Genomic DNA, 13,463 nt, shown 5'->3' with positions numbered 1-13,463 from the left:
ATCTCCAGAAAGGAGCAATCCCGTGGCGACCGTGCAGCAATGGAGCGGCCTGGAGGCCCGAGCCCTGCGCCGGGCACTGCGCATGAGCGTCCGCGCATTCGCCAGCCATCTCGGCGTCGCCGTGGCTACCGTCTCCAAATGGGAGCGCCTTGGCACCGATACCCATCCCCGACCTGACACCCAGGCCATTCTCGATACCGCGCTCGCCCGCTGCGACGCCGCCGCTCACCTGCGATTTGAGACCCTGCTGTCGGAAGCAGGCCGACCTGCAGGGCCTGGCCAGCCTGTCACCGCGACCAGCCCGCGATTGTGGGAGTACGAGACGTGGACCGACGACCTCGAACGAGCCGCCGCCTCCCTAACCCGCCAGAACTTCTCCCCTGCCGCCCACCTGCTCAATCGGTGGCTGTCCCGCTGGAACCCGAGGGAATTGGACGACAAAGGCCTGTACCTTTTCGCTCGATGTACCGCTCTGCTCGGCGATCTGCGACGGGACCAGGGCATCCTTTTCGGCCCTATATCGGCTCACCACTCCTACTCTGATGCCCGCTCGATATTCGCCCAGCTCGGCATTCCCCGGCGCATCGCCCAGCTTGACCTGTCCCTGGCGGTGGTTGCCGAAATGTCCGGAAAGCTGGAATCGGCCGCCCACCAGTACGAGACCCTCGCCGTCGATGACCGACTCAGCAGCCGGGACCGGGCGCGCGCCCGGCTATGGGTCGGAACCGCACTCAGCAAGCACGGGCACCACGACTACGCCATACGGGTCATGAGCGCAGCGACACGTGAATTCGACCACCTCGGCGAGGCCGATGACTGGTCGGTCGCCCACCAGAAACTCGCCTTGGCCCACCGCGGCGCCGGAGAGCTTGCAAAGGCACTTCAGCTCATCGACATCGCCCGCAGCACCGGCACCGCCGACTCCCCCATGCAGCAGGTCCGTTTGGACACCGCCTACGGCCACATCCTGCTGTCGGACCGAGCCACCGTAGATGATGGGCTGAAGGTTCTCGATCAGGCCGGGAGGTCGGCCGCGCAGTACGGTCTCGTGCACCAGCTGCGCAGCATCGAGAGCATTCGGCAGACGACTCCGGAGGCCGCGTGCCTCCGGCGACGGTGACCAGGGAGCGACCGTGACCGACAACCAGCAGGCCATCACCGAAGAGCAGTGGCAGCAGGCGAAGCTGATCTGGGACTACCACCAGATGCACCACACGCTGCGGCCCTGTGATGTGGCGATCGGACTGGGCAGCCACGACCTCGGCGTCGCCGCGTTCTCCGCCGAGCTGTACCACCAGGGACTGTTCCCCCGTCTGGTCTTCACCGGGGGCAACAGCCCGACCACCCTTGCCCGGTTCCCCCGCGGAGAAGCCGTGCACTTTCGCGAGCACGCCCTGAGCCTCGGCGTCCCGGACGAGGCGATCCTGCTCGAGCCGAACGCCACCAACACCGGAGAGAACATCACCTTCTCGCGTAAGGTTCTGGCCACCGCCGGACTTCACCCGCAGTCGGTGTTGCTGATCTCCAAGCCGTACATGGAGCGTCGTTCTTTCGCAACCGCCCGCAAGCTGTGGCCCGAGACCGAGATCGTCTGCGCCTCTGAGCCATTGGCCCTCGACGACTACGTCAAGGCCATCGGCGACGACAAGCTCGTCATCGACATGCTCGTCGGCGATCTCCAGCGCGTCATCGAATACCCCAAGCTCGGCTTCGCCATCCCCCAAGAGATCCCGGAGGTCGTGCATGCCGCCTACGAGGCGCTCATCCGCGCCGGTTTTGACAGCAGACTCCTGGCCTGAATCGTCGCCGGCCAGACGATGCGCCATCCACCAGCCGAACCTCTTCCCCCGGCTGAGCACCCTGGCCAAACTCTTCGCGGCGGACACCTGGATCGTATTGGACGACGTGCAGTTCGCCCGTCGCGACTACCAGCACCGCGCCCGCCTGGCTGCCCTGGCCGACCCCGCGCAACAGCGATGGCTGTCGATTGCCACGCACCTGCCCCACGGCCGGGGCACCCTCATCCGCGAGGCTCGCATCATCGAAGGCCGCCGCTGCCAACGCCGCATCATCCATCTGCTGCACCAGCACTACGCGACCAGCCCGCACTGGCCACTGCTGCACCGGGCATCAACGCCTGTTGTGGACTTGATCGCCGCAACAGACCGCACTGCCGTCATCGCCGAGGCGTCTACGCGGATGCTTCTGGACCTGCTCGGCTGGCGAGGGCAAATCGTACGCAGTAGCAACCTGCCCGCCCAATCTGAGCGTTCTCAACGACTTGCGGACCTCACCGCCGCGACCGGCGCGACAACCTACCTCTGCGGTACCGGCGGCATGAGCTACCTGAACCCCGCGCCCTTCAGCGAGCACGACATCACGGTGGCCGCCTTCCGCATCCCCGCCTCCGGCCTGTGGCAGGGCGGGCGGGAGATCACGGTGCTAAGACCCTTGATGCTGCTCGGCCCGGATGCGCTTGGTACCGCCCTGCGTACCCTCGCCCGCACGTCGACACTCCCCCCGCAGGTCATCCCTCGCTTTGATCCATCTTGATGACCGGCCGCACGATCGCTCAGATCCGGGACCTAGCAGCGTTGCGCTGGCTGCACGCCGGAGAGTCGATGATCCTCTACGGGCCCGCCGATGTCGGCAATGGCCATCCGACACGGCGCGACCACCCGCTTCCTCAAGACCAGCCGCGTCCTTGCCGAACTGGCAGGCGGCCACACCGACCACACCTGAGACAAGCGGATCCGTGAACTGGCCCGCCCCGCCGTGCTCATCATGGACGACTTCGCCATGCGCGAGCTCACCCCCGCCCAAGCCGACGACCTCTACGAGCTCATCAACGAAAGATCCAGCCGGTCGATGGTCATCACCTCCAACCGCGCACCCGCCGACTGGTATCCGCTGTTCCCCAACCCCGTCGTCGCCGAGTCGCTGCTCGACCGGCTGATCAACAACAGTCACCCCATGAACGGACCAAGCTACCGCCCACGAAAACGCCCTGGGCGCGTCGAGTCGGCCCAGTCGACATCCACCGGTTAGAACAAGAACAGAACCACGACCTGGGGAATTACGTGCTCGTCCACACCATGCCCGGTAGCCCGGAAGTTGTGAGGATGATCGCATGGAGTTGAACGGGCGACCGGTCACACCCGACGAGCTCAGCGCGCTCGGGCTAACTACGGCCTGTCGGGTCGCCGGGAGGAGTCTCTCCTCCCGACGGCCTGACAGGGAGACCGCATGATCAGTCGCCTTCTACTTACGCGTAGGTCCATCGCTGGGCGGCGTCGCGCCCTTCCCCGTCGCTGAAACACGAGAGATGGAGACGATCTCCACGCGTGCGCCCATCCCCTCGAGCAGCGTCGTCGTGTGCAGCAGCGAGACCTTCGCGAAGGCGAACAGCGACGACGGAGTCAACGGCACGCCGTCCTTGAGGAGGATGCCGAAAACCACGGTCGGCGAACGGAATGACCGGTCCAGCGAGTGCCCCGGAGCGAGCTCGTCGAGCTTCGCGAGGAACTTCTCGCGGGCTTCCCGGTCATTGCGCAGGGTTTCGACCGCGACCCGCCCCTGCGAGAAGAGGTGGTTCAGAGGTGCAGTGTCCTTGGACTTCTTAACGCAGATCAGCTGGCCCGCCGGGCCCAGTGCGTCGGCGATTTCGAGTCCGCCACCGCGCAGGCGCTCGGTGTGAACCGTGTCCTTGTCGAGCAGCACGTAGCCGTCCTGGGCTGCGATCTGCTTATTGAACCAGCCTTCGTCGTGTTTCTCCGAGTCACCGGGACGGGCCTTTGTCCATGGCGGCATGGTGACGCTGACGGTGTGCGCGAACAGCTCGGCGATCCGGTCTTCGATGACCGTGAGATACTCCGCACCGACCTCGTACCATCGCCCCTGCCAGTAGAAATAGTGGACGACACCGTCTTCTACCTCGGTGGTGAGCCAGTGGTCCGCCGGAACCTTGCTGCTGATCACTTCGTTTCCGGTGGCATCGGCGAACATCATGATCCGGCCGTCGCGCAGAGTCGACAAGCGCTTGCCCGGCGGCAGGTGCTCGACCGCTGAGACGAGCATTTCAACGTCGAGCTCGGCATGGGTGTGCGTGCTCTTCGCCAGGGTGACCTTGAAGGACTCTGCCTGCTCAAAGCGGTCCCTACACGTGCTCGGCACAGCGAGGGCCATGCGCATGGCTCCGCCTTCTCCGAGCTTCTCGTCGAGCCGTGCATCGAGAAGTTGCGCCTGCTCGGATTTGGGGCCGAGAGGCCGAATCTGGGCGATGAACTCGAACACCGGAAGAGGGCTCGGGCGGGCACAGACCTCCTCGATTTCCCGAAGATCGTGGAGGAGCGTGGCTGGCGTGTTGCCAAGGGCGATCTTGATCGAGCGGTCGTTGCCGGTCACGTGCGCGGCCCGCGTGTGGTCCTGCGTGAAGGTAAGCGGAACGCCGCTGATCTGGCCCGAGATCTGGCTGACGATCTCGCCGAACTGCTCGATGCCGAAGCCGCGGATGTGCTCGCCGCTCGTGGCGGAGTTTTCGTCGGTACGGCCCCGCGCATCCATGACCTGCCGGCGGACCTTGGTGATCCGGTCCTCCTTCAGGCAGCGGATCGCGAACCCGATGCCGAACCCGGGGTCGATCCGCGCCTGGTCGATCATCAAGTGGCCCATGCCGTACGTGAGGCCGTATACCGCCTTGTCGGTGCGGATCAGAAGGAGGGAGAGGGCCGTTCGGTTCTCCTCGGCGGTAGGCAGCCCGGTCAGCGCTTCGACGACGTCGCACCAGTCGGCGCGACCGGGAGCGATCGTGCCGGTAACGAGCAGCCCGTCGACTCCGTCGTAGGCGACGGCGCGAGCCTGGAATCCTGCCCTGTCGAGGTAGCTGGCCACAACGTACGACCGCAGGTCTTCTTGGTCGGTCCCGCCCTTGTCGCGCAGCCGGTAGAGCGAGGTCTTCCGGCTCGTCGGCGCCTTCTTGACCTTCTTCGTCTTGATCTTCGTCTCGGGATTGGTGTTCACGATGGTCACGTCGATGCTCATCTCTGTGAGCTGGTCCGGCTGCCTCTCCGGACTCAGATATGCCGCGCTTCGGGACGGCGAGTGAGGTGCCTAGGGGCGTCAGGGAGACCGCCGGGGACGTGGTCGAGCCACGTGACAAAAGTGCGCGCGAACTGGTTGCAAGGTCGACTGCTGCCAGCCTCAGCAAGGAAGTTTCTAGCATTCTCAGTCCAACCCGTGCAACTGTACACAGAGTCAACGATGTACACAATTGTGTGTACGGTGCGAAGTTGAGACTGTAAGGTAACGCCATGAGCCCCGACGAAGATGAAGAACTGACAGCTGCGGCGATCGCGCGGCTGGCGGGTGTCGGGCGTGCGGCGGTTACCAACTGGCGGAGCCGCCACCCCAGCTTTCCCAAGCCTGTCGGCGGGAGTCGGCACAGCCCGACTTTCTCTCGCGCGGAGGTGGAAGCATGGCTCCGGGAGACGGGGAAAGATGCCCAGTTGGCGACGGCCGGGCAGACTGACACTGGTACGCAACGTGTCACATGGCCTGCTGAATCCCTTGCTGACGCGCGGACATCGGCGACCTCGCCGGGACGGGCGGTCACAGATCTGACACCGGGACAATTGCTGGCCCGCATCATGGCGTCGCTGCTTCCGCGAACGACGACTGTCGCGCGATATGTCGATGCCGATGAGATCCCCGAGGTCCCCGTGGTTCTCGACCCGGCGTGCGCCGACGGCACACTGCTGATGGCAGTCGCAGACCGTTTCGGGGACCATGTCAAGGTCGCAGGGCAGGAGATCGACGAGTCAGCCGCCGCCACCGCGGCGCTGAATCTTCGCGCCAACTACATCGACCAACCGTATGAGGTCCATGCTGGTGACTCGTTACTGGCCAACCAGCTTGCCTCATACGCGGGCGCGGCGGCGGGGGTGGTCTGCGAGCCGCCGTTCGATCAGCCTCAGTGGCCGGCAGATGAACTGGCCACCGATCCGCGGTGGGAGTTCGGCGTCCCAGCTCCGCGTGATGGTGAACTGGCCTGGGTTCAGCATTGCTACGCCCACCTGCGGCCACGAGGCGTCGCAGTGGTTGCCGTGACCCCTCGAACGTGCGTCCAGCCCTCTGGCCGGCACATCCGTGCCGCACTTGTACGTTCCGGTGCTTTGCGTGACGTGATCGCCTTGCCTGGAGGGATGAGCTTGGCGGCGCCTGGGAGCGATGTCTACGTGTGGGTGTTGCAGCGGCCGTACGGCAGGTCGACCGATTCGAACGTCCGGCTGATCGACCTGTCCAAGGTAGGCGACCCAGCCGACGTCCCCCACGAATTCGCCGCATGGGAACAACTCCTCGAGGAGCTCGACCCCGCGATTGCTAAGGCTGTTCCCCGTCTGGAACTCCTCGATGAGGATGTCAACCTGTTGCCATCGAGGCACCTCGGCGGGCGCGTCGAGGCGAGCGCCGACGACTTCACACGTCTGTTCAGCCGACTGCGAGTGCTCCACACCCACGTCGGTCAGCTATTTCCTCGCTTTTCCCCACCAGCTGCGCCCACCCATCACTCTTATGTAACCCTCAGCGAACTGGAGCGTTCGGGCACCTTGACGATCCGTTCCCGCGATGCCACACCACGCGCAGGAGACCTCTTGGTGCGAACCCTGGGCAGACCACCCATCGTCGCCACAGGCACTGCGGAGGACGACACTGGGATCGCGCAGGTAGTGGAGATCGACGCCACCCGACTGGACGCCCACTTCCTAGCGGCCTTCCTGCGGTCCGACGCGAACGCACTCCCCGTGACGAATACACTCGGCGCTCTCAGCCGTGCGGACCTGCGCCGATGTCGCGTCCCACGGCTGCCCTTGGCCGAGCAGCGCCGCTACGGTGAGTCCTTCCGTCATCTGCAACAGCTCGAAGAGGTGCTAGCGGCGCTGGCGAAGACGGGCGCACACGTGATCGACCAGACCATCCATGGTCTCACAACCGGCATTCTGTCACCGGGCCTTGGTTTTATGAAGAACACTGATGACGTTCATGTTGTTAACGAGGAGACGAGCGCGCTGTGACCTCAGGACCCACGCACTCCAAGATGGCGAATGACATCTGGGGAGTCGCAGACCTGCTACGAGGCGACTACAAACGCCACGAGTACGGCCAGGTGATCCTGCCCTTCACCCTGCTCCGTCGCCTCGATGCGGTGATGGCCTCAACCCGCCAAGCGGTGCGCGACCGCAACGCCTCGCTTGACATTCAGAACAAGCAGCGGCTATTGGAGATCGCCGCGAAGCTCCCGTTCTACAACACCTCGAACCAGGACTTCGCCTCGGTCGCGGCCGACTCCACGAACGTCGCCAAGAACCTGCGCGACTACATCAACGGTTTCTCGCCGAACGTTCGGACGATCCTGTCTCGCTTCGACCTGGACAATCAGATCACTCGGCTAGCCGGAGCGAAGATCCTCTACCTGGTTCTCGGCAGATTCGCCGCCATGCGAGATCTGGAGAAGCTCTCCAACCACGACATGGGCTACGTCTTCGAGCACCTGATCCGCAAGTTCGCGGAAGACTCCAACGAGACCGCCGGTGAGCACTTCACTCCGCGCGAAATCATCAAGCTGATGGTCAACCTGCTGATCGCCCCCGACGCGGAAACTGTCGCGGGCGAGGGCCAGGTCATCAACATCCTCGACCCCGCCTGCGGCACCGGCGGCATACTGACCGCCGCTGAGGACCACATCAAGTCGATCAATCCCAAGGCCGAGGTCTATCTCTTCGGCCAGGAGGTCAACGCCGAGTCCTGGGCTGTCTGCGAGTCAGACATGTTGATGCGCTTCCAGCGAGGCACCATCCACTTCGGCAACTCCTTCAGCGATGACGGCTTCCCCGGCAGGAAATTCGACTACATGCTGGCCAATCCGCCGTTCGGAGTGGACTGGAAGAAGGTCAAAGACGCTGTCGAGGCTGAGGCCGAACTGGGACACGCCGGCCGCTTCGGAGCCGGCACGCCCCGAATCAATGACGGCTCGTTCCTATTCCTCCAGCACATGATCTCAAAGATGGAGCCCGTTGAGGGCAAGGGAAGCCGCCTGGCCATCGTCTTCAACGGCTCCCCGCTGTTCACCGGCGCGGCCGGGTCAGGCGAGTCCGAGATCCGTCGGTGGATCCTCGAGAACGACTTGCTTGAAGGCATCGTCGCCCTGCCGGACCAGTTGTTCTACAACACTGGCATCTCCACCTACTTTTGGATCCTCTCCAACCGCAAGGCCGCGGAACTGCGCGACAAGGTAATCCTTCTCGACGCCCGGGACCAGTGGGAGAAAATGCGAAAGTCCCTCGGCGACAAGCGCAAGCAGATCAGCGACGACCAGATCAAGCACATCACCGAGCTCTATGTCGACGCGCTGAAGGTCGCCGAGGACCCCACACACGCCGACCACGGCAAGATCAAGATCTTCCGAACCCGTGACTTCGGCTACCGCCGTATCACGGTCGAGCGCCCGCTAAAGCTCCGGTTCGAGATCACCGATGACACGCTCGCCATACTGGCGGACGCGAAGGCCCTGGCCAAGTGGGACGGACGCGACGCGCTAATCGCGGCGCTCCGCGAGGTGGTCGGCTCCGTGTGGTGGTCCAAGAAGGAAGCGACGAACGCCCTTCACGCCGCGGTTGTAGCAGGCGGCGCGGCCTGGCCGAGGGGGGCGACGCTAACGAAGAGTTTCTGGGCGGCAGTGTCGGTGTCCGACCCCGAAGGCGAAGTCCAGAAGGACAAGGACGGCAACGTGCTGCCTGACCCGGACCTGCGTGACTACGAGAACATCCCGCTGGACGAGGACATCGACACCTACTTCGCCCGCGAGGTTACGCCACACGTCCCGGACGCCTGGATCGACTATGAAAAAACGAAGGTCGGCTACGAGATCCCCTTCACCCGCCACTTCTACGTCTATACGCCGCCGCGCCCACTAGCGGAGATCGACGCCGAACTCCGTGAACTCGAGACCCAGATCCAGAAGCTTCTGAGCGAGGTGATGGGGTGACCGAGCAGCGTATCAAATATCTGTGCCGAGTCGTCGACAGGCGAGCGGGCCATGACCAGCCCCCATTACTGGCCGTATCGATTCATCACGGTGTTGTGCGACGCGACACTCTTACGGATGATCTTCCTCGTGCAGAGGATCTGAGTAACTACAAGCTTTGCGAGCCCGGCGACATCGTACTAAACCGGATGCGGGCATTTCAAGGCGCTATTGGGATTAGTCCACAGCGCGGACTGGTCAGTCCCGATTATCTTGTTCTCCGACCCGAACCAAATGTTGATGCGGGCTACCTGCATCACTTGTTCCGCTCGAGTTGGTTTGTTGGAGAGATGGTGTCCCGGCTTCGTGGAATCGGTAATACTGAAAGCGGAGCAGTTCGTACCCCACGCATCAACCCAGAAGACTTGGGCGATATATCCGCGGAGCTCCCAGACCTTGACGAGCAGCGGCGCATTGCCGACTTCCTCGACAGCGAGATCGCTCGAATCGATCGACTGATACAGTGGCGCGCACATCAGCATGATTCACTTGAAGAGCTGACCCTGAGAATCATTGACGACGCCATTGAAGGGTTCCAGGAACCGCCTATGGTTCGTCTTGGCTACGTTGCGCACATACAATCAGGTGTTACAGTCGATGGAAATCGGCAACAGGCTAGCGATGCTATAACGCTCCCCTATCTGCGCGTAGCGAATGTACAGGCTGGTTATGTGGAGCTGAGCAACGTCGCAGAGATTACAGTGCCACGGCGAACAGCAGCAGCAAGCCGACTAAAGGCTGGCGATGTACTCATGACAGAAGGTGGCGACCTTGACAAACTCGGTCGCGGAACTGTTTGGTACGGAGAAATCGAAAATTGCCTGCATCAGAATCATATATTTGCAGTGCGTACAAGCAAAGATCTTCTCACTCCAGAATATTTGGCCATTCTCACTCGGGCGTCTATAGCGCGCCAGCACTTTGAGAGCACGGGCGTCAAAACGACTAATCTTGCCTCAACAAGCAGCAGTAAGATCCGAGACTTTCGAATTCCCTTGCCAGGGATGAGCGAGCAGCGAGCAGCGGTAAAAGAGGTTGACTCGAAGCTAACGGCAGTCTCGCAATTTGAGTGCCAGATCGCTGGTCAACTCAAGCTCCTCGCTGAGCGCCGGCAGGCCCTAATCACTGCTGCCGTGACTAGGCAGATAGATGTCACGAACGCTCGCAGTTTCCCCTCGTTTGGAGGTGCGTCCGCATGACATTGGGAGCTCATACCGAGCTCGCCTTCGAGAATCGAGTCGAGTCAGAGTTGCTCATTCGAGGTTGGTCGCGGGCGCGGGGCACGTTCGACGTCCAACTGGGCCTTGACGTCGGCGATATGTATCGATTCATCGAATCAACCCAGCAGAAGCAATGGGAGAAGCTCATTGGCTTCTATGGCGGCGACTCTTCGACTGCAGAGCGTCAGTTCGCGCAGCGTGTAGCTGCTGAGATCGACGCTAGAGGCGTTCTCGATGTGCTGCGGCAGGGCGTGCGTGACCGAGGTGTGCAGATCGACCTCGCCTACTTCCGGCCTGGCCACACCTTGGCCGCCGACGCTCTGGCCGAATACAACGCGAACGTGCTGACTGTCGCCCGTCAGTTGCGTTACAGCACGCGCTATCCGCGCCGGTCGGTAGACATGGCGTTCTTCGTCAACGGCCTGCCAGTTGCCACTGCTGAGCTGAAGAACCCGAACACCGGTCAGAACGCCCAACATGGCAGGCTGCAGTACCGGATGGACCGCGATCCGAATGACGTGTTCTTCGCCAAGAGAACGTTGGTTCACTTCGCCGTCGACCCCGATCTCGCGTTCATCACCACCCGACTGCGGGGCCCTGACACCGAGTTCCTGCCGTTCAACATCGGTTCCGATGGCCCGGGCAACGCGGGCGGCGCCGGGAATCCTCCGGCCGCTCACGGCTCCTACAGTGTTGCGTACCTGTGGGAGCAGATCTGGCAGCGGGACAACTGGCTGGAGATCCTGCACCGGTTCATTCACACGAAGACATCCGGTAGGAAAGGTGTGCGAGAGAACCCCCACACCTCTCCGCGTATCTTCCCCCGCTGCCACCAGTGGGATGCAGTCCAGAAGTTGGTCGCTCACGCCAGGGCGAACGGCGCCGGGAACAGCTACCTGATCCAGCACTCGGCCGGCTCGGGCAAGTCGAACACGATCGCCTGGCTGACCCACCGTCTATCGAATCTGTTCGATGAGGCCAACCAGCCCGTCTTCCACAAAATCATCGTGATCACTGACCGTGTGGTTCTCGATCGGCAGCTGCAGAAGACTATCTTCCAGTTCGATCACACTCCTGGACTGGTCAAGAAGATCGACGAGGATTCGACCCAGCTCGCCAAGGCCCTCGAGGACGCCACCTCAAAGATTATTATCAGTACAGCGCAGAAGTATGAGTTCGTGCTGGGAAAGGTCGCGGGCCTCGGGCTGGCGGGCAAACGCTACGCGATCATCATCGATGAGGCGCATTCCTCACAAGGTGGTGAGCTGCCAACTCATCTCAAAAAGGTAGTCGGAGAGAATGCGGCGATACCCCGTGACGAGGACGAGGACGAGATCACCTACCTGACACGTGTGCGTGGGCGGCAGCCGAACCTTTCGTACTTCGCCTTCACCGCCACGCCCACGTCGGCGACGCTGAAGCTATTCGGCACCTTCGATCCGGACCGGGTGAATCCGCGCACGGGTGAGCGCGGCATGTACGTGCCCTTCCACATCTACTCGATGAAGCAGGCGATCGAGGAGGGCTACATCCTCGACGTGCTGGCCAACTACATTACCTACGACACCAAGTGGCGGCTGCGGAACGCCGCGATCGAACAGGCTGAGTCGAACATCGGCAACCCCGAGGTCGACGCCAGCAAGGCAAGGGCGAAGCTGGTCCGCCTCGCCGAACTCCACCCAAAGTCACTGGAGCAGAAGGCCAAGCTGATCGTCGACGATTTCCGGGAGAACATCGTCGGGCGGCTCGGCGGCAGGGCCAAGGCAATGGTCGTCACAGGCGGTCGTCAGCATGCGCTCGATCTCTACCAGGAGATCCGCAAGTACGTCGAACTGCGCGGATACACCGACTGCGGCACGCTCGTCGCGTTCTCCGGCCAGCTCAAGGACGAGAAAACGGAGCTGGAGTTCACCGAAGCACAGCTCAACGGCTTCCCTGAAGGACAACTCCCCGAAAAGTTCGCCTACACAAAGGCCGACGATCCGCAAGCGGGGGCGCGTAACCAGGACGAGTACCGGCTACTGGTCGTAGCGGAGAAATACCAAACCGGCTTTGACCAACCGCTGCTGTGCGCGATGTATGTCGACAAGCAGCTGACTGGGGTGGCGGCGGTGCAGACGCTGTCGCGGCTCAACCGTATCCATGCGCTGAAATCGCAGGACGACGTCCACATCCTCGACTTCTTCAACGAAGCCAAAGACATCCAGGCATCCTTCTCGGACTGGTTTGAGACGACGATCACCGAGCCGAGTGACCCGAACCTTCTCTACACCAAGCAGCGCGAGGTGATGGAGTTTGAACTTCTAGTGGCCTCGGAGATGGAAGCGTTCGTCAGAGTCCTGGCGGCGGCCGGGCCCGGACGGCTGCCGGACGCGGCCGAGCGGAAGCTTCACGCTGAGCTCCACGAGTACCTCAAACCTGCGATCGATCGCTTCGAGGCGATGGATTCCGATAATGACCGCGAGGATTTCCGCGCCGCGCTGAAAAACTACGTCCGCGCGTACAGCCTCATCGCGCAGATTGTCGACTGGGGTGACAGAGAGCTTGAGAGGCTCTACCAGTACGGCAGGATCCTACTGATCCGGCTGCCGGGCCGGCCCTCGACTGCGGTGGACATCGGCGACGCGGACCTGAGTCATTTCCGACTGGAGTTCACCGGTCGGCACAACGTTTCGTTGACTTCCGTCGGTGATCGTGACGTCCGTGGTCACGCGGCAGATGGCGGGCGTCTCCGGGAACCGGAGATGAAGCCGTTGTCGGAGGTGATCGAGGAGTTGAACGACCGGTTCGGCCTCGGTTTGGACACGTCCGACCAGATTCTCGTCTATCAACAGGTCGTCGGCCTCGTCGAAGACACGGCGATGCAGCAGATCGCCCTCATGAACGACGAGGCTCGTTTCGGTCAGGTCGCCGACGACCGGCTCGACGACATCGTCGCTGAAAACGCCGAGCGCAATACAGCGTTCATGAAGCTGTACTTCGATAACAACGAGTTCCAGAAGGCCATCAAGGAAGCGGCCCGTAAGCGTGCCTACCGGATCATCACCGAGCCCGCACGTGATGAGGCGCTGGCACGACTGCGGGCCGAAATGCTGCGGGAGACCGGCGGGCAATCCGCACGGTAACTGGCCTCCACCCGTTGACGATGGAGGATTACGAGAAGT

Annotated in this window: 9 protein-coding genes; 8 read left to right on the top strand and 1 reads right to left on the bottom strand. The window is 62.6% G+C overall.

Features of this window, described 5'->3' with window-relative positions:
• The first annotated feature begins 22 nt into the window (after nt 1-22).
• The 4 genes from HHX30_RS10455 (at nt 23) to HHX30_RS42590 (ending at nt 3,048) form a co-directional block, all read left to right on the top strand.
• Nucleotides 23-1,120, top strand: a complete 1,098-nt coding sequence (locus tag HHX30_RS10455) for a DNA-binding transcriptional regulator (protein WP_169981687.1) — start codon at nt 23-25, stop codon at nt 1,118-1,120.
• 13 nt (nt 1,121-1,133) lie between these two features.
• Nucleotides 1,134-1,799 carry a YdcF family protein gene (locus tag HHX30_RS10450; protein ID WP_169981686.1) on the top strand — a complete coding sequence of 222 codons (666 nt, stop codon included), beginning with the start codon at nt 1,134-1,136 and terminating at the stop codon, nt 1,797-1,799.
• Nucleotides 1,777-2,553 (top strand): WbqC family protein, encoded by a 777-nt coding sequence (locus HHX30_RS10445; RefSeq protein ID WP_211591844.1) that lies wholly within the window; start codon nt 1,777-1,779, stop codon nt 2,551-2,553. The genes HHX30_RS10450 and HHX30_RS10445 overlap by 23 nt, the downstream gene beginning before the upstream one ends.
• A 198-nt stretch (nt 2,554-2,751) precedes the next feature.
• Nucleotides 2,752-3,048 (top strand): ATP-binding protein, encoded by a 297-nt coding sequence (locus tag HHX30_RS42590; protein ID WP_311922322.1) that lies wholly within the window; start codon nt 2,752-2,754, stop codon nt 3,046-3,048.
• A gap of 213 nt (nt 3,049-3,261) precedes the next feature.
• Here the strand turns inward: HHX30_RS42590 and HHX30_RS10435 are convergent, their stop codons facing one another.
• Entirely contained in the window at nt 3,262-5,040 is a 1,779-nt protein-coding gene (locus HHX30_RS10435; RefSeq protein ID WP_169981684.1) for a DUF6119 family protein, read from the bottom strand.
• 269 nt (nt 5,041-5,309) lie between these two features.
• Here HHX30_RS10435 and HHX30_RS10430 point away from each other — a divergent pair, with 269 nt between their 5' ends.
• From HHX30_RS10430 to HHX30_RS10415, 4 genes are read left to right on the top strand one after another with little or no spacing between them, the layout of a single operon-like run.
• Nucleotides 5,310-7,070 (top strand): N-6 DNA methylase, encoded by a 1,761-nt coding sequence (locus HHX30_RS10430; protein WP_169981683.1) that lies wholly within the window; start codon nt 5,310-5,312, stop codon nt 7,068-7,070.
• Nucleotides 7,071-7,093: 23 nt separating this feature from the next.
• Entirely contained in the window at nt 7,094-9,040 is a 1,947-nt protein-coding gene (locus tag HHX30_RS10425; protein WP_169981682.1) for a class I SAM-dependent DNA methyltransferase, read from the top strand.
• On the top strand, nt 9,037-10,278 hold the full coding sequence (locus HHX30_RS10420) for a hypothetical protein (protein WP_169981681.1): 1,242 nt from the start codon (nt 9,037-9,039) through the stop codon (nt 10,276-10,278). The genes HHX30_RS10425 and HHX30_RS10420 overlap by 4 nt, the downstream gene beginning before the upstream one ends.
• Nucleotides 10,275-13,424, top strand: a complete 3,150-nt coding sequence (locus HHX30_RS10415; RefSeq protein ID WP_169981680.1) for a type I restriction endonuclease subunit R — start codon at nt 10,275-10,277, stop codon at nt 13,422-13,424. Before HHX30_RS10420 ends, HHX30_RS10415 begins: the two co-directional genes overlap by 4 nt.
• Nucleotides 13,425-13,463 lie beyond the last annotated feature (39 nt).

It is taken from the genome of Microbispora sp. H10836 (genome assembly GCF_012999525.1).
In the GTDB taxonomy this organism is placed as follows: domain Bacteria; phylum Actinomycetota; class Actinomycetes; order Streptosporangiales; family Streptosporangiaceae; genus Microbispora.
Note: the sequence above shows the minus strand (reverse complement) of the source record. Positions and strands in the feature narration are given on the sequence as shown.